General features: G+C 64.2%; 18 protein-coding genes. 6 read left to right on the top strand and 12 right to left on the bottom strand.

What is annotated here, in order from left to right:
- Nucleotides 1-38: 38 nt before the first annotated feature.
- From A3AU_RS0133320 to A3AU_RS0133295, 6 genes are all read right to left on the bottom strand, one after another.
- A complete protein-coding gene (locus A3AU_RS0133320) occupies nucleotides 39-449 on the bottom strand; it encodes a GtrA family protein (protein WP_027056707.1) in 411 nt (136 codons plus the stop codon).
- The gene (locus A3AU_RS0133315) at nucleotides 446-1,264 is read right to left on the bottom strand and encodes a ChbG/HpnK family deacetylase (protein WP_027056706.1); all 819 of its coding nucleotides are present in this window, start codon (nucleotides 1,262-1,264) and stop codon (nucleotides 446-448) included. The genes A3AU_RS0133320 and A3AU_RS0133315 overlap by 4 nt, the downstream gene beginning before the upstream one ends.
- Nucleotides 1,261-2,244: a glycosyltransferase family 2 protein gene (locus tag A3AU_RS0133310; protein ID WP_032918617.1), complete on the bottom strand. Its 984-nt coding sequence runs from the start codon at nucleotides 2,242-2,244 to the stop codon at nucleotides 1,261-1,263. Before A3AU_RS0133310 ends, A3AU_RS0133315 begins: the two co-directional genes overlap by 4 nt.
- On the bottom strand, nucleotides 2,237-3,433 hold the full coding sequence (locus A3AU_RS0133305) for a glycosyltransferase family 87 protein (protein WP_032918616.1): 1,197 nt from the start codon (nucleotides 3,431-3,433) through the stop codon (nucleotides 2,237-2,239). Before A3AU_RS0133305 ends, A3AU_RS0133310 begins: the two co-directional genes overlap by 8 nt.
- A 219-nt stretch (nucleotides 3,434-3,652) precedes the next feature.
- Entirely contained in the window at nucleotides 3,653-4,690 is a 1,038-nt protein-coding gene (locus A3AU_RS0133300; RefSeq protein WP_027056703.1) for a zinc-binding dehydrogenase, read from the bottom strand.
- A 58-nt stretch (nucleotides 4,691-4,748) separates the two neighbouring features.
- Nucleotides 4,749-5,990 (bottom strand): acyl-CoA dehydrogenase family protein, encoded by a 1,242-nt coding sequence (locus tag A3AU_RS0133295; protein WP_027056702.1) that lies wholly within the window; start codon nucleotides 5,988-5,990, stop codon nucleotides 4,749-4,751.
- A gap of 113 nt (nucleotides 5,991-6,103) precedes the next feature.
- Here A3AU_RS0133295 and A3AU_RS0133290 point away from each other — a divergent pair, with 113 nt between their 5' ends.
- The 6 genes from A3AU_RS0133290 (at nucleotide 6,104) to A3AU_RS0133265 (ending at nucleotide 10,496) form a co-directional block, all read left to right on the top strand.
- The gene (locus A3AU_RS0133290; RefSeq protein ID WP_027056701.1) at nucleotides 6,104-6,919 is read left to right on the top strand and encodes an SDR family oxidoreductase; all 816 of its coding nucleotides are present in this window, start codon (nucleotides 6,104-6,106) and stop codon (nucleotides 6,917-6,919) included.
- Between the two features lie 55 nt (nucleotides 6,920-6,974).
- Nucleotides 6,975-7,460 (top strand): MaoC family dehydratase, encoded by a 486-nt coding sequence (locus tag A3AU_RS0133285; RefSeq protein ID WP_019861112.1) that lies wholly within the window; start codon nucleotides 6,975-6,977, stop codon nucleotides 7,458-7,460.
- Entirely contained in the window at nucleotides 7,457-8,491 is a 1,035-nt protein-coding gene (locus A3AU_RS0133280; RefSeq protein WP_027056700.1) for a phosphotransferase, read from the top strand. The genes A3AU_RS0133285 and A3AU_RS0133280 overlap by 4 nt, the downstream gene beginning before the upstream one ends.
- A 12-nt stretch (nucleotides 8,492-8,503) precedes the next feature.
- Nucleotides 8,504-9,280, top strand: coding sequence for an SDR family NAD(P)-dependent oxidoreductase (locus A3AU_RS0133275; protein ID WP_027056699.1), 777 nt, complete (start codon nucleotides 8,504-8,506; stop codon nucleotides 9,278-9,280).
- 103 nt (nucleotides 9,281-9,383) lie between these two features.
- Nucleotides 9,384-10,028: a TetR/AcrR family transcriptional regulator gene (locus A3AU_RS0133270; RefSeq protein ID WP_027056698.1), complete on the top strand. Its 645-nt coding sequence runs from the start codon at nucleotides 9,384-9,386 to the stop codon at nucleotides 10,026-10,028.
- Nucleotides 10,029-10,247: 219 nt separating this feature from the next.
- Nucleotides 10,248-10,496, top strand: a complete 249-nt coding sequence (locus A3AU_RS0133265; RefSeq protein ID WP_027056697.1) for a DUF680 domain-containing protein — start codon at nucleotides 10,248-10,250, stop codon at nucleotides 10,494-10,496.
- Between the two features lie 50 nt (nucleotides 10,497-10,546).
- Here A3AU_RS0133265 and A3AU_RS0133260 read toward each other — a convergent pair whose 3' ends face one another.
- The 6 genes from A3AU_RS0133260 to A3AU_RS0133235 all read right to left on the bottom strand — a co-directional run bounded on the left by A3AU_RS0133260 (nucleotide 10,547) and on the right by A3AU_RS0133235 (nucleotide 16,662).
- The gene (locus A3AU_RS0133260; protein ID WP_027056696.1) at nucleotides 10,547-11,596 is read right to left on the bottom strand and encodes a Gfo/Idh/MocA family protein; all 1,050 of its coding nucleotides are present in this window, start codon (nucleotides 11,594-11,596) and stop codon (nucleotides 10,547-10,549) included.
- A 33-nt stretch (nucleotides 11,597-11,629) separates the two neighbouring features.
- On the bottom strand, nucleotides 11,630-12,415 hold the full coding sequence (locus tag A3AU_RS0133255; RefSeq protein WP_027056695.1) for a ThuA domain-containing protein: 786 nt from the start codon (nucleotides 12,413-12,415) through the stop codon (nucleotides 11,630-11,632).
- A gap of 78 nt (nucleotides 12,416-12,493) precedes the next feature.
- Nucleotides 12,494-12,724 carry a hypothetical protein gene (locus A3AU_RS0133250; protein ID WP_027056694.1) on the bottom strand — a complete coding sequence of 77 codons (231 nt, stop codon included), beginning with the start codon at nucleotides 12,722-12,724 and terminating at the stop codon, nucleotides 12,494-12,496.
- Nucleotides 12,725-12,783: 59 nt separating this feature from the next.
- Nucleotides 12,784-13,368: a sarcosine oxidase subunit gamma gene (locus A3AU_RS0133245; RefSeq protein ID WP_027056693.1), complete on the bottom strand. Its 585-nt coding sequence runs from the start codon at nucleotides 13,366-13,368 to the stop codon at nucleotides 12,784-12,786.
- Nucleotides 13,361-16,369 carry a sarcosine oxidase subunit alpha gene (locus A3AU_RS0133240; RefSeq protein ID WP_027056692.1) on the bottom strand — a complete coding sequence of 1,003 codons (3,009 nt, stop codon included), beginning with the start codon at nucleotides 16,367-16,369 and terminating at the stop codon, nucleotides 13,361-13,363. Before A3AU_RS0133240 ends, A3AU_RS0133245 begins: the two co-directional genes overlap by 8 nt.
- Nucleotides 16,366-16,662: a sarcosine oxidase subunit delta gene (locus tag A3AU_RS0133235; protein ID WP_027056691.1), complete on the bottom strand. Its 297-nt coding sequence runs from the start codon at nucleotides 16,660-16,662 to the stop codon at nucleotides 16,366-16,368. Before A3AU_RS0133235 ends, A3AU_RS0133240 begins: the two co-directional genes overlap by 4 nt.
- Nucleotides 16,663-16,691: the final 29 nt, after the last annotated feature.

Here is a 16,691-nt window from a genome sequence, read left to right as displayed (position 1 = left end):
CTGTTTTGCGCCCAATTTTGCAAAGGAAGAGTGCGCTGCTACTTCAGCAGCCGGCCCTCGATCGACCAGCGCGCGGCGAGGAAATTCAGCACCGCCGCCACAATGACACCGCCGATCTTTGCCGGCCACACACCGGCAATGCCGGCGAAGAGTTCGATCGACAGGCTGGAGACACCGAGCGAAATCAGCGCTCCGAGCGAGACGAAACGCAGGAAGGCATCATGCAGACGGATGGCCTGGTTGCGCTCGAACGACCAGAAACCATTCGCCACGAAAGAGAAGACGACGGCGATCGACCATGAGATGACGTTGGCCGGCAATGGCGGCAAATGCAGCTTGAGCAACAGGAAAAAGCCGGCCAGGTCGATAGCCGTGTTCGCCAACCCGACAATGGCAAAGCGAACGATCTTGCTGCGGGTCGAGCGGCGGGGCTGTTCGGCGCCGCTCATCCCTTGCCGTCCATGATCTCGACACCGGCGCGGGCGAGGCTGGCGCCGAACGCGTCCGAGGCCAGGACGGTGAATTCCACTTCCCGCACGCCTTGCATCGGGTCGCGCGCCCGCAGCGTCTCGTCGACATGGCCGGGATGGCACATGAACAGGCCTCGTTCAGGCAGCGCCTCGACGGCTGCCTGTAGAGCCGGCGCGAACCGTTCGGGTTGCCGCCAGTCATAGATGCCGGCGAGCGGCTTGAAAATGCTGAAGCCGGCGCGCGCCATCGACCGGTTGAAGCCAGTGGCCAAGGCTGCGATTGCCGCGACTTTCGGCGCCACGGCGGCATGGCCTAGCGCCGGCGCACCGCGCAGCGCCGGCTTGCCGCCAGCGTCGGAGAAATGCCCCCGCAGCCACGTGCGCACGATGGGCAGGAAATGCACGTGCTGGTGTCCGTCGATGAAGTCAGGCTGGCGGCCAAGCGCCTCGACGAAGCGGTTGTATTGCGCGTCGAGCTCGGCATGGACGTCTCGCGCGTCAATGCCGCCGCGCAGGACCGGCAGCGCCAGTGAACGCAGCGGTGGCAGTCGGCCTCCCGGCGCCAGGCTAGACCGGCCGGTGACGGCCGGCTGGTCGGTGAGGGTCAGGTGCAGCCCGACCGCCGCGCGGCCGCACAGCGGCTTTATGCGCGCCGCCGCATCCGGCCATTCCGGAAAGCCGGTCATGCAGCCGGTGCCGGTCAAGCGGCCACGGTCGAGCAGCTCGAGAATCGCTGCGGAGACCCCAGGCGCCAGGCCGTAGTCGTCGGCGATCAGGCGGATGCGTCGCGTCATGCGCCGGGTGCGCCTGGCGGCCGGTCCAAAACATCGCCGCGCACGACATCACGCACGATATAGACCGGGCGGTCCTTGCTTTCCGAGAGCGTGACCCAGACATATTCGCCGATCAGGCCGAGCAAGGTGAGGTTGAGGCCACCGAGCAGGACGACGGCGACCATGAGGCTGGGATACCCGGGGACGGCGATGCCGTAGAACATCACCTCGAAGAACACTTTGGCTCCGTAAGCGAGGCCCGCCAACGCCGCCAGCATTCCGCTTAGGCTGATGATGCGCAATGGGATGACGGAAAAGGAAGTAAAACCTTCCAGCGAGAAGGCGATCAGGTTGAGCCGGCTCCATTTCGACGTGCCCGTGGCGCGGTTCTCCGGCGAATATTGTATGGCTTTCTGGCGGAAACCGGCCCAGGCGAACAGACCCTTGTTGAAGCGCCGCTTGTCGCGCAGGCTGGTCAGCGCGCGCACCACGGCACCGCGCATGACGCGAAAATCGCCAGCATTCTCGGGAATGTCGAAACGCTGGCTCGAGTTGATCAGGCTGTAGAAAAGCCGCGCCAGCTGGCTGCGCCGCCAGCTGGCCTCGCGGCGGTCGTTCTGCGCGTAGACGACATCGATATCTGGATTTTCCACCAGTTCGGCGATCATCTTCAGGCTGGTGTCCATCGAATGCTGGAGATCGGCGTCCATGACCAGCGCCATGTCGCCGCGCGACTGGTCGAGGCCGGCGAGCACCGCGACCTCCTTGCCGAAATTGCGGCTAAGCCGCACGATCTCCCAGGACCCCGAGAGCGCCCGCGAGAAGCGCTCGGCGCCATCGTCGCGGCTGCCATCGTCGACCAGGATCTTGTGGAGGGCCATGCCGAAACGCCGCGACACTTCGGCTTCGAGCTTGTCGAGCAGTGCGGCAAAGGCCGATGCCGATGGCGCCTCGTTGAAGAACGGCGCGACGATATCGAGAACGGGCCGCGACTCAGCCATTTGCGACGGGCCTTTCATTCATCACCTTGTCTCGCATCGTCGTGTCTCGCGCCCCCTTGTCGCCTGCTTTCGCCCAGAACCACCAGATCAGGGAACCGGCGATGACGGTGACCGCGACCGGCCTGAACCAGGGGTATGTCAAATCCTGGATATGGCGCTCGACCCCCGTCAATCCGGTCAGGAACAGCATCAAGGACAGCACCGAAGCCAGCACGCCACCTCGCTCCTCGCGCCACAACAAGGCAACAGCGAGACCGGCGGGCACCGCGATCATGGCATAGGTGTTGGGCTCGACGCGCGGGTTGAAGACGCACATGTAGAACGTCGCCGTCAGGAAGATGGCGAGACCGGCCGTTCCGCGTTCGAGCTTGCGGTCGAACCAGACGACCGCGCAAAGCGTGAACAGGGCCATGACGATGCGCACGATCGTGGCACCGAATTCCGGGAGAGGCAGCCCCATTTTGGTAAACGGCGCCGTGAAATCGGTGGGAACGAAATGGTTGGCATTGTCGACGGCCATCGAGGTCAGCATTTCTGCAAAAACACGATACTGGTCGTTGAGATAGCTGGCGGGAGCAAAGGCGTAGGGCAAAGCGAGCACGAACAGCACCGCCAGCACCAGCACCGGTATCAGCCGGAAACGCAGGGCACCCACCAACAGCAACATGATGACCGCGGTCGGCTTGGCGATGATGGCGACCGAAGCCCAGAAGAAGGTTTCGGCGCGCCGACCTTCGAGTGCCGACAGGGTGAGAAGCCAGCAGGCGCCGGTCAGAAGGATCGTCGCCTGACCGTTGCGGATCGCCCCCAGCGCCATCGGCAGGGCAAGGAACAGCCCGAAGGAAAGCAGCCACGGCAATTCCCCGCCGCCGAGCTTGCGCACCTGCCGCATCGCGGCGAAGGTCAGCACCGCGAAGCCGATAATATGCCACAGCAGGCCGCCGAGATGCGGACCGAGCTTTACCAATGGAACATAAAGCGTGGCAAAAGCCGGCGCGTAGAGATAGCCCATCTCGGATTGGAGATTGTAGAGCGGCCGGCGGGCCAGCAGCGCCTCACTGCCGTCTATATAGGCTTGCCAGACCGTCCGCGTGTGGGGAGACCACAGAACCAAGGCAAGAACGATCAGGAACGCCCCGATCCACAGGCCAAGTCCCAAACGGTCGAAAACCGGCTTGGACATCGTCATCAAAGACACCCCACAACACCCGGGACAGGCTCGGTCCAGCACTGTCCCGGCATTCGATGGCGGCGGCATATCACGGACAAAGCGGCGTGGCATAGGGGGCTGAAAGACGCGGCCGTAGCCCGGCGGGCCACCGCGAGTGGTGAAATGCCGGGGCACCCTGACCTTCAAGGGGCCTCTTGAAAGCCTCGTATTCAGGGCTCTGATACCCTTCGAACGGCATCAAGGCCGGATGAACACCTTGCCGTTGGGCTTGGCCAGTTCGGCCGGTACCCGCGTCATCGCCTCGGCGAACGGCACGACGGCCGTCACGTCGGTTGCCCAGCGCCCGTCGGAAAAACGCTGCTGCGCTTCCACGATCGCCGGACCCCGCCGCTCCTTGGATTGACGCATCCATTCGCTCAGCCAGAAACCTTCGATATGTTTGTGCTGGAAGATCAGTTGGCCGGGCTCGCGGATTACCGTGGCTTCAGGATCGAGTCGGCCATAGATGATCCAGCGCGCACGCTTCGGCATCGCATTGAAGATGGCCGTGGCCAGCGGTCCGGTGACCGCATCGAGGAAGATGCGCGGCTGTTCGGCCTTCATCACCTCACGCAGCGTAGCGTCGAAATCCGGCGCCTTCTCATTGAGCACATGGGCAGCGCCGATCTCTTTCAGCAGCGCGATCTGGTCGTCGCGGCGTACCGTGACGATTGGCCGGAACCCTTCCTCCCTGGCCAGGCCGATGATCAGCTTGCAGAGCTGGCTGGCGCCGGCGGTCATCACGAACGCCTTTTCGCCTTCCTGCTTGACGATGTCGAACATGGCGATCGCGGTGAGCGGATTGACGATCATCGCCGCGCCATCCTCGTCGCGCACCGTGTCGAGCAGCGGAATGCAGGCCGCCGCCTCGGCGACGGCGAATTCGGCCCACGACCCCCAGTTGCTGAGGCCAGTGGCGAAGGCGACGCGCTTGCCGACGAGGCTTTGGGGATAGGGCTCGTCACCGCTGGCGACGACGGTGCCGACACCCTCGAAGCCGGCCGGCCGGCCCTTGGCGCGCGGCTGGCCGTACTGGCCCTTGATGAAGGCGACATCGGACGGGTTGATCGACGCCAGGCTGACCTTGATCAGCACCTGGCTCGGTCCGGGCACCGGCACCGCGATGCTGCCCGGCTCGAGATAGGGCTCCATCGCCTCGAGCGCACTGCCGCTCGGCGTCTTGGTGTAGCCGTCGCCGACCAGGAGCAACGCCTTCATTTCGGAGGGAATGGTCATCGGTGACACTCCGTGGTTGTTGACAGAAGGTCCAAAGCGCGGCGGACCGGGCTGCCGCTCAGACCTTCTCCTGCGTGTATTTCCTCAGCTCCGTCCGCGCCACCTGCCGGCGATGCACGGCGTCAGGCCCGTCGGCAAGGCGCAATGTCCTCAGATGTGTCCACGAGCGCGCCAGCGGCGTGTCCTGGCTGATGCCTTGCGCGCCGAACATCTGCACCGCCTCGTCGGTGACCTTGAGGGCGACGCGTGGTGCGATGACCTTGATCTGGCTGATCCAGGGGGCAGCGGCACGCGCGTCGCCCTGGTCGATCATCCACGCCGCCTTGAGGCAGAGCAGCCGCGCCATCTCGATCTCCATGCGGCATTCGGCGATGATGTCGAAATTGGCCCCGAGTTTGGCCAGGGGTTGGCCGAAGGCCTCGCGGCGCACCGAACGCTGGCACAGCAGTTCCAGCGCCATCTCGGCCTGGCCTATGGCGCGCATGCAGTGATGGATGCGGCCGGGCCCGAGCCGCCCTTGCGCGATCTCGAATCCCCTGCCCTCGCCGAGGATCATGTTCGAGGCCGGGACCCGGACATTGTCGAAGCGAAGGTGCATGTGGCCATGCGGCGCGTCATCGTCGCCATAGACCTGCATGGCCCGCACCTTGGTCACTCCCTTGGTGTCGGCAGGGACCAGGATCATCGAATGGCGGCGGTGCTGCGGTTCTGCGTCGCCCCCCGTCCGCACCATGACGATGTAGATGGCGCAGCGCGGGTCGCCGGCGCCCGACGCCCACCATTTTTCGCCGTTGAGGACATAGCAGTCGCCTTGCCGCTCGCAGCGCATCGCAATGTTGGTGGCGTCGGATGACGCGACATCCGGCTCGGTCATCAGATAGGCCGAGCGGATTTTCCCATCCAGAAGCGGTTCGAGCCATGTTTTCTTGTGGTCGGCCGAGCCATAGCGCTCCAGCACCTCCATATTGCCGGTGTCGGGCGCGGAGCAGTTGAAGGTCTCGGCGCCAAGATGTGCCTTGCCCATTTCCTCGGCGAGATAAGCGTATTCGACGGTTGAGAGGCCGTAACCGCGTTCCGAGCCGGTCAGCCAGAAGTTCCACAGGCCACGCTCCCGTGCCGACTTCTTCAGCCCTTCGAGGATCTCGCTCTGGCGCGCCGTATAGACCCAGCGGTCGCCTTCCTTGCCCACCTCACCCAAAAACTCCTTGTCGAGCGGCATGATTTCGTCGCGCACCATGGATGCGACACGCGCGTGGATCGGCTTCAGCCGCTCGGTCATGCCGAGATTCATCTCCGTCATCGGTCGCTAACCCTTCATGCAGGCCTGGCATTTTGTCAGTGGCAAGGATGACTGTACTTCGGATAGCCTTGTCAACGCGAACTCTTTGCCCAGGCGAGGCGCGGAGGATTGGAATGGCCTATCTGGACGAGCTGTTTTCGGTGGCCGGGAAGACCGCGCTGGTTACGGGCGCCGCGACCGGCATCGGCCGCATGGCGGCAACCGCCCTGGTCAGGGCCGGCGCCAGCGTAATGATCTCGTCGCGCAAGGGCGAGGACTGCATCAAGGTCGCCGCCGAAGTGAACGGGCTGGGCGCGCCAGGCCGCGCCGAGGGCTTTGCCGGCGACGTCTCCAGCGAGGCTGGCATCGCCGCGCTCGTCGCCGAGGTCAAGGCGCGGACCGATAGACTCGATATTTTGATCAACAATGCCGGTGTTTCCTGGGGTGCGCCGCTCGAGAGCTTTCCCTATTCGGCATGGGCCAAGGTGTTCGGTGTCAATGTCACCGCTGTCTTCCACCTGACGCGCGAATTACTGCCGCTGCTCGAGGCGGCCGCCAGCGACGCCGATCCGGCCCGCGTGATCAATCTGGGTTCGGTGATGGGCACGCAGCCGCTGGCCGACGACGCCTATTCCTACACCGCGTCCAAGGCTGCGGTGCATCATCTGACACGCACGCTCGCGCTCGAATTCGCCGCTCGCCGCATCACCGTCAACGCTTTTGCCCCCGGCCCCTTCCAAAGCCGGATGACGGCCTTTGCCACCGGCACGGATGAGCAGGCCAGGCATGTCGGCAGCCATGTTCCGATCGGCCGCATCGGCGCAGCGGATGACATTGCCGGCGCAACGCTCTATTTGTGCAGCCGTGCGGGCAGCTATGTCACCGGCGCCATCCTGCCGATCGACGGCGGGCAGTCGGTGCAGCATGGTTTGACCTTGTTCAAGGACTGACCTTATTCAAGAATGACATTTTCCGGCCGTAGAAGTCGGAGGTGAACTGGAGGACATGAGCGTGGAACCGATCAGTCTCGATGTGCTTCTGGCCAGTGTCGGCAAGGAGGTTGGTGTCTCGCCGTGGCGGGTGGTGACGCAGCGCATGATCGACCAGTTCGCCGACGCCACCGACGACCACCAGTTCATTCACTGCGACCCCGAGCGGGCCAAGCGCGAGACGCCGTTCGGCGGCACCATCGCGCATGGCTTCCTGTCGCTGTCGCTGCTGTCGGCAATGACCTTCGAGACCATGCCGCCGCTGGAAAACGGCAAGATGGGCGTCAACCACGGCTTCGATTCGCTGCGCTTCCTGGCGCCGGTGAAGACCGGTGCGCGCATCCGCACCCGTTTCGTGCTGGCCGACGTCAAGGTCAGGCCGTCGGGCTGGGTGCAGACGGCGCACGACGTGACGATCGAGATCGAGGGTTCGAAGAAACCGGCGCTGACCGCCCGCTGGCTGACGCTGACGCTGATCGAACGCCAGCCCGAGACCGCATGAACGACCCGAACGCGCTCGACCAGGCAGCGCTCGCGCCTTACCTCGAGGCGGAAATCCCGGGCTTTTCCGGGCTCGCTTCAATCGAAAAATTCAAATCCGGCCAGTCGAACCCGACCTATCTCCTGACGGCGGCCAGCGGCCGCTACGTGCTGCGTGCCAAGCCGCCCGGGCAATTGCTGAAATCGGCGCATCAGGTGGACCGCGAATTCCGCGTGATGAAAGCGCTTGCCGCCACCGCCGTGCCGGTGCCCGAAATGCTGCATCTGTCGGCGGAAGAGTCGCCGATCGGCCGCATGTTCTATGTCATGGATTTCCTCGACGGCCGCATTTTCTGGGATCCGGCGCTGCCAGAAGCCCGCGACAATGGCGAGCGCGCCGCGATCTACGACGCCATGAACGCCACGCTCGCGGCCCTGCACGATGTCGACGTCGACGCCGTGGGCCTCTCGGATTTCGGCCGGCCGGGCAATTATTTCGAGCGGCAGCTGGCGCGCTGGACCAGCCAGTACCGGGCTTCGGAAACCGGCGGCATTGCCGACATGGACCAACTGATCGCATGGCTGGAAATGCACATGCCCGCGGACGACGGCCTGATATCGCTTGTCCATGGCGACTACCGGCTGGACAATCTGATCTTCGCACCGGACCGGCCACGGGTCATCGCGGTGCTCGACTGGGAGTTGTCGACCTCAGGCCACCCCTTTGCCGACATCGCCTATCAGTGCATGCAATGGCGGCTGCCGCATGCTTCGGGCTTTCGCGGCCTCGGCGGCGTCGACCGTGCCGCGCTCGGCCTGCCTTCCGAGGAAGACTATGTCGCCGCCTATTGCCGGCGGCGCGGGCTCACCGGCATCGGCAACTGGACGTTCTTCCTCGCCTTCTCCTTCTTTCGCCTGGCGGCGATCTGCCAGGGTGTCTACAAGCGCGCGCTGGACGGCAACGCCTCCAATCCCGAAAAGGCCAGAACCTATGGCGAGGCGGTGAAGCTGCTTTCGCACCTCGCAGCCAGACTGATCGACAGACAGGCATGATGGGGGGACATGATGGGCCGCTTTGATGGAGCAACAGTGCTGATCACCGGAGCCGCCGGCGGCCTCGGCAGCAGTGCTGCGAAAGGCTTCGCCTCCGAAGGCGCGCGGCTGGTGCTGTCGGACATCGACGAAAAGGCGCTCGCCGACCTTGCCGGCATGTTGCCGTCCGAAACGGCGATCCTGGCCGGCAACGTAGCCGACGAGAAACTGTCCGAGGATCTGGTCGGGCTGGCGATCGAAAAATTCGGCAGGCTGGATATCGCCGTCAACAATGCTGGCATTGTCCAGAGCTTTGTGCGTCTGCCGCAGGTCCCCTCCGACGAGGCGCGCCGTGTGCTGGAGATCGACCTGCTCGGCGTCTTCTATGCCATGAAGCACCAAATCCCGCAGATGGAGCGGCAGTTCAAGACATCCGGCAAAGGCGGCGCCATCGTCAACATCGCTTCGGCCGCCGGCCTGTCCGGCGCGCCGAAGCTGTCGGTCTATGCCGCCGCCAAGCACGGCGTCGTTGGCCTGACTCGCTCGGCGGCGGTCGAATATGCCAGCAAGGGCCTGCGCATCAACGCCATCTGCCCGGCCCACACCCGAACGGCGATGGTGGACAGCTTCGTGCGCGTCTCCGGCGCGCCGGAGGCCGAGGCGCTGGCTGAACTGACGCGAGGCGTGCCGATGAAGCGGGTTGCCGAAGTGGAAGAAGTCGTCACCGCCATCCTGTTCGCCGCCGACCCGGCCAACTCCTTCATGACCGGTCATGCGCTGGCCGTCGACGGCGGCGTCGGCGCGATCTGACCCCGTTCCGCTTGGGAACTTCCCGTGCCCTTGTCCGTTTCCGTACAGCGTATATAATTTAGCCAGACACCAACCAACCCAGACACCACCGAAAGGCACGGATTTGCCGCCGAGCGTCCAGAAACGCCGCGAAAAACAGAAGGCCGAACTGCGCTCCGAGCTGGTCGAGGCCGCTCATAAGCTTGTCCAGGAAGAAGGCTATGAAGGCCTGACGATCCGCAAACTGGCCAAGCGGGTCGGCTACGCGCCGATGTCGGTCTATTCCTATTTCGCCGACAAGCAGGACATCCTTTTCGCATTGGCCGAAGACGCCTTCGAGACGCTGGCCCGCCGCATCGAGGAGCACTCGTCAGATGATCCGATCGAAGCCTTGCGGGCGGTGATGACCGAATACGCCGCGTTCGGGCTCGGCAATCCCAATGAATATCGCACTGTCTTCATGACCGAAAAGACCAGGCCCCCGGAAGGCCGGAGTTTTCAAGAGATGCACGAGGCCAACCCGGCGATGAAGGCGCTGATCACCAGGGTCGAAGCCTGTGTCGCCGCTGGCAAGCTGCAGGGCGACCCGCGCGCCATCGCCACCATGCTGTGGGCGGTGGGCCACGGCACGATCTCGCTGCTGATCACCTTCCCTTTCTATCCCTTCGGCGACCCGTATGCCTTCGTGAAGCGGATGTGCGATTTCCAAATGGCCGCGCTTAGCACGCAGAACGTGCCCCCGCTGACCGAAACACCGGTCAACGGCTGAACGACATCTCCTTCTTTTCCATACTTTCTCGCCACTTTGCCCAGCCAGACCGGGGGCCCAGCCAGACGGGAGCCCAGCCAGACCGGGGCAAATTCTTGGTTAACAGAAAGTTTATCGTACGCGTACGATTCTAACTTGAACTTCGCGATTGGCGGTCGTATCTGTACGAAACATCGTACATGTACGAAAAGAATTCAGCCGTCGAAACGGAGACCGACAATGAAAAAGACCCTCCTCACCCTCGCCGCCGTTCTGGCCCTTTCCGGCTCGGCCTTTGCCGCCAACACCACTCATCCGGTAAAGCACCCGGCAGCCACGACCTGCGTCGACACCAAGACCAATGTGAAGCTCGATTGCGCCTCGACCGGCTCGGTCGCGAAGAAGAACAGCACGGAAAACACTGCTGAAGCCAAGGGCCCGCGACTCGGCATCAGCGTCAACCCGTGGATCATGCCGAGCGCGTTCTGACAATTGCAAGAAATCGCTTATGGCCGGCACAAGCCGGCCAGCAGAGTAGATCAGCCGATCGAGACCGGCAGCTTGGCCGCTGAACTCTCGAAGGCGGCGTCGATCAGCTTCTGCATGTCGGCGGCGCGCCGGAAGGACGGATCGCCGTTCTGTCCGCTATCCAGCGCGTCGGCAAAACGCCGGGCGTTGCGCTTTACCTCCGGCAGTGCCAGCTCTCGCCAGAGCTGGACATCGACATCCTCGCCCATGCACGCCGACAGCCGCGCTGCCTTGCCGTCGGTCTCGACCTTGAGCGCTCCTTTTGTGCCGTGCAGGGCCAGTGACAGGTCATTGCCGTGGCCGGTCGTGTAGCGGCTCGCCATGATCGTTGCCAGCGCGCCGGACCTTAGCCGCGCCGTCATCGCAACGCTGTCATTGGCGTCCAGCACATAGTCCCCGATCTGGTCGCCCTCGGCCTTCGGAAACGTCACCAGATCGGCGTGCAGACTGACGATATCCTGAGCCGCGCCATAGGTGGCGAAGTCCAAGATGTGGATGCCGACATCGCCCAGAACCCCCGTCGAACCGTGCCGGGTGGACAGGCGCCACAGCCATTTGTCCTCGACCCGCCAGTCACCCCAGGATTTGCTGACCAGCCAGCTCTGCTTGTAGCTCGCCTCGACATGGCGCAATTCGCCGATCGCGCCGGCCAACACCAGACGCCGCGCTTCCTGGATCGCCGGTGAATTGCGGTAGGTGAGATTGACCATGTTGACGACGCCAGCCGCCTCGGCGGCTCGCACCATATCGAGCGCGTCGGCATGGTTCGGCGCCAGCGGCTTTTCGCAGAACACGTGCTTTCCCGCCGCAAGCAGCGCCAGCGTCGTTGCCTTGTGCACACCGTCCGGTGTCGCATTGATGGCGGCGTCGAAATTGCCCCAGGCGATCGCCGCTTCAAGGCTCTCGAAAGAAACGCCGATCTGGTTGGCGGCGGCAAACGCCGCCGCGCGGCCAGGCAGTTGATCGACACAGGCGACAATGCTGCAGCCAGGAACCTTTGCGAACTCCTCGATATGATGTCCGGCGATCCAGCCGGTGCCTAGCAAGAGCAGTCGATGCATCAGATCAGATCCCTCATTAACTCAAGCCGCCCATCAACTCAGGCCCTTGTCGCCGTCGGCATGCAGGCGCAGGCCCTTCTGGACGATCTTCTCCTTGGCCTTGTCCGTCGGCACGTTCGGCGCGTTGGTGATGCCGGACCATGCGGGTGCCGGGTTGTGCGCCCAGTGCACCGCATTGCGCAGCACCTGCTGCACGCCCTCATTGTGGTAGATCGGATAGGTCTCGTGGCCGGGTGAGAAATAGAAGATGCGGCCGGCGCCACGCTGGTAGGTCAGTCCCGACCGGAACACCTCGCCGCCCTCGTACCAGGAGACGAACACCGTCTCCAGCGGCTCCGGCACCGCGAACGGCTCGCCATACATTTCCGTCTCGCCGATCTCCAGGCATTCGCCGATGCCTTGCGCGATCGGGTGGCTGCGGTTGATCGCCCAGACCCGCTCGCGCTCGCCTGCCTCGCGCCACTTCAGCGAACAGGGCGTGCCCATCAGCCGTTTGAAGATCTTCGAGTAGTGGCCGGAATGCAGCACGATCAACCCCATGCCTTCCCAGACCCGCTTTTGCACGCGTTCGACGACCTCGTCCTTGACCTCGCCATGCGCCGCATGGCCCCACCATATCAGCACGTCGGTGGCCGCCAGGCGCTTCTCGCTCAGGCCGTGCTCTGGTTCCTGCAAGGTGGCGGTGGTCGCCTCGATGCGCTTGTCCTGGTTGAGCGCCGCGGCGATGGTGCCATGCATGGTCAACGGATAGAGGTCGCGCACGGCGGCATTGGTCTGCTCATGGACGTTCTCGCCCCAGACGACAGCTTTTATCGGCATTTTTCCTCTCCAAAGCGCTTTGAATATCTCAACTGGCAATGGCTTGGGAAGATGCCTCTCGACCAAAATTGCGGAAAATCAGGGCTTGCGGCTCTTCCGTCCGGGGACGGTCTTGGCCTTGCCCGGCTTGGCCGGCGCGCCGGGGATCGCCGAACTGATAATGGACACCGGGTCACTGGCCGGGAACGTGTCCTCGAGGCCTTCCTCGAGTTCCTCTTCGGCGTTGACCTCGTGAAGCCGCTCATGTTCAAGCGAACGAACGGCCGGCGTCTTTTTCACCGGCGATTTCGGCGCGGACTTCGACGGCATCGGCAGTTCTCCCTCGACCTGTTTCCGCACAACGGGCGCTGGCGGCAAACGTTCCGGGATCAGCCGGCCGCGTCGCGTGCCCCTTCGGACAGGAAAGTAAAGACATAGTCCGAGAAAGAACGCCAGCACTCGACCCGGAATGCGTCGGCGGCCGTGCGCAACAGCACGATCTCGGCCTTGCCGAGGATGGTGCGCGAGGCCGCTCCCACCGGGAAGGCTTCGAGCGAAAGATCCTGCGGGCAGCCCGAATTGATCGCGGCTTCGGCCGCCGGACCAGCGACGGAGATCGCGATGTTGCGATGCGAGATGCCGACTGCCGAATGCAACGCGGAAACCTTTGCGCAATCGGCGAGTGGGTCGTTGCCGGCCTCGTCGATGACCAACCATTCGTCGGGGCCAAGCCACAGTGCGGTGCGGCCTGCCTTCGATGCCGAGGTCTTGGGCTTTTTCGGCAAGGGCACGCCGAGCGCCTTCGAAAGCGCCGCGGCCGAAGCCTCCGGCGCGCGCAGCGAGATGCGTTCGGCCGGCGGCAGCACTTCGACCTTGACGCCTGTCGCGGACGTGCTGCGCCCGGCCAATGCAGGGCGGCGCTCGACCGAAGGCGATGCGACCGGAGCCGTTTTCTTTGCAGCGGCCTTAGCCATTGAGGCGCCCTCCCGTCTCGTCGAAGAACACCATGCCGGTAACCTCCACTTCGATCACCCCGTTCGGCATCGGCACATAAAGCGTATCGCCCACCCGATCGCGGCCGCCGGCAACCAGTGCCAGCGCGATCGAGCGGCCGCAATTCTGCGACCAGTAGCTCGAGGTGACATGGCCGATCATCTTCATCGGGATCGCTTGTTTGGGATCCTCGACGATCTGCGCGCCCTCTTCCAGCACCACCTTGGGGTCCTTGGTCTTCAGACCAACCAGTTGCTTGCGGCCCTTGGCGACCAGATCCAGCCGCGCCATGCCTCTGATACCGACGAAGTCGGCCTTCTTTTTGCCGACCGCCCAGTCGAGCCCGGCATCGTTCGGCGTCACCGTGCCGTCCGTATCCTGGCCGACGATGATGTAGCCCTTTTCGGCGCGCAGCACGTGCATGGCTTCGGTGCCGTAGGCCGTGGCACCATGCTTTTGGCCTTCGGCCCACAGCGCTTCCCACACGGCCTGGCCGTAATCGGCCGGCACGTTGACCTCGAAGCCGCGCTCGCCGGTGAACGACATGCGGAACAGCCTTGTCGGCACGCCGCAGATCTTGCCTTCACGCACCGACATATGCGGCAGCGCCTCATCCGACATGTCGATGCCTTCGACCAGCGGTGCGATGATGTCCCGCGACTTGGGGCCTTGCACCGCGATGACCGCCCACTGCTCGGTGATCGAGGTCAGCCAGACATTGAGATGCGGGAACTCGGTCTGGAGATAGTCCTCCATATGGTTCATGACGCGCGGCGCGCCGCCGGTCGTCGTCGTCACATGGAAACGATCCGGCGCCAGCCTGCCGACGACGCCGTCATCATAGATGAAGCCGTCCTCGCGCAGCATGATGCCGTATCGGCAACGGCCCGGTTCCAGCTTCTCCCATGGATTGGTGTAGAGCAGTTCCATGAACTTCGCCGCATCCGGCCCAACCACTTCGATCTTGCCGAGCGTCGAGGCATCGAACAGGCCGGCCGTGGTGCGCACGGCAACGCATTCGCGGTCGACCGCCGAATGCATGTCTTCGCCGGTCTTCGGGAAATACCAGGCGCGCTTCCACTGCCCGACATCCTCGAACACAGCACCTTGCGCTTCGGCCCACGGATGCGTCGCCGTCTTGCGCGTCGGATCGAACAGCGGCCCGCGTGCATGGCTGACGATCGCACCGAAGGTGACAGGCGTATAGGGCGCACGGAAGGTGGTCAGGCCGACTTCGGGGATCGGCTTGCCCAGCGTCTCCGCGGCGATCGCCAGACCGTGCATGTTGGAGGTCTTGCCCTGGTCCGTGGCCATGCCGTTGGTGGTGAAGCGCTTGACGTGCTCGATCGAGCGCATGCCTTCATGCACCGCCTGGCGGATGTCCTTGGCGGTGACGTCGTTCTGAAAGTCGACGAACGCCTTCACCGTGGTGTCCGGCCCGGCGCCGGGCGCCGCGCCCAGCATGCCGCGCGACCAGCTCTCCGAGGCATCGACCTTGGGCTTGGCGCCCTTGGCGGTTTTCGCCCCATAATCCCTGGCATTGGCGTCCTTGGCCGCCTTGGCGCCGGCCGCATAGGCTTCGTCCACCGTTGCCGACAGTCCGTCGGTGCCGTTGCAGGCGCCGACCGAGACGCAGTCTTGCGCATAGGTGCCCGGCACGAAGCGCTTGGTCTCGTCGTTGAAGGCGACCTTGCCGCGCGACTGCGAGAACAGATGTACCGACGGCGTCCAGCCCGCCGACATCAGGATCGCGTCGACGGCAATGGTGCGCTCGCCGCCGCCATTCTTCGGCTGCACGGTCATCGACGACACCCGCAATTTGCCGCCGGCGCGGATCACCGCGCGGCCGAAATTGATCTCGATGCCGAGCGCCCGCGCCTCGTCGATCACCGGTCCGGTCGGGTTGTCGCGCAGATCGACGATCGCCGCCACGTTGACGCCGGCCTTCTTCAGGTCGATCGCCGCGGCGTAAGCGGAATCATTGGCAGTGTAGACGCCAACATTCCTGCCGACCGCCACGCCATACTGGTTGAGGAAGGTGCGCGCCGCGCCCGCCAGCATGATTCCCGGCCGGTCATTGTTGGCGAACACCATGTGGCGCTCGATTGCGCCCGAGGCCAGCACGACACGCTTGGCGCGCACCTGCCACAGCCGCTCGCGCGGCAAGTCATGGCCGGGCGCTTTCAGGTGATCGCTGACGCGCTCGACCAGGCCGACGAAATTCTGCGCGTAATAGCCAAACGCCGTTGTGCGCGAAAGCACGCGGACATTGTCCATCGCGCTCAGCCTGGCGATCGCACCTTTAGCCCAGGCAAAACCGTCCTGGCCGTCGATCCTCGCCCCCGTCTCGAAACGCAGGCTGCCGCCGAACTCGGCCTGCTCGTCTGCCAGGATGACACGCACGCCGGTCTCGGCCGCCGCCAACGCCGCCGCGATGCCGGCGGCACCGCCGCCCAGCACCAGCACGTCGCAATGCGCGTAGCGCGAGGAATAATGGTCGGGATCGGGCTTGTCGGGCGAAACGCCAAGGCCGGCGGCTTCGCGAATCTTGGGCTCGTAAAGGCTCTTCCAGGCCGCCTTCGGCCACATGAAGGTCTTGTAGTAGAAGCCGGCCGAAAATAGCGGTGACGCCAGGTCGTTGACTGCACCGACGTCGAAGGCCAGCGACGGCCAGCGGTTCTGCGAGTTGGCGGCGAGCCCGTCATAGAGTTCCTGCACGGTCGCCCGCACATTCGGCGTCTTGCGTGCGTCGTCGCGCACGATCTGCACCAGCGCATTGGGTTCTTCCGCGCCGGCCGACAGGAAGCCGCGCGGACGGTGGTACTTGAACGAGCGGCCGACCAGATGCACGCCATTGGCAAGCAGCGCGGACGCCAGCGTATCGCCCTCGATTCCGGTATAGGACTGGCCGTCGAACGAGAATCGCGCGGTCTTGGCCTGGCTGAGGCGACCGGCTCTCGGGATGCGGAACGCGCCGCTCATTTGGATGCTCCCGGCAGCTTGGCGGGTTTGGGTTCGCCGGCCTTGTAGGTCATGACGAACTTATCGGTGACGGTGTCGCGCACCGCGTTGAAGAAGCGCGCGCAGCCATGCATGTGGCGCCACCGCTCATAGATGATGCCCTTGGGGTTCGAACGGATGAAGAAGAACTTCTCGAAATCATCATCGCTCTCGCCCGCCATGTTGGCCGAGCGCGCAATATGCGCCTCGCCGGCGTTGCGGAATTCGAGCTCCGGGCGCTCTTCCTCGCAATAGGGGCAGCGGATGAGAAGCATTTTCTTGTTCCCTAAAATTCGCTGTGGCC

The sequence above is a fragment of the Mesorhizobium erdmanii USDA 3471 genome (assembly GCF_000472705.1).
Taxonomy (GTDB): domain Bacteria; phylum Pseudomonadota; class Alphaproteobacteria; order Rhizobiales; family Rhizobiaceae; genus Mesorhizobium; species Mesorhizobium erdmanii.
This window is presented reverse-complemented; position numbering and strand designations above follow the sequence as displayed.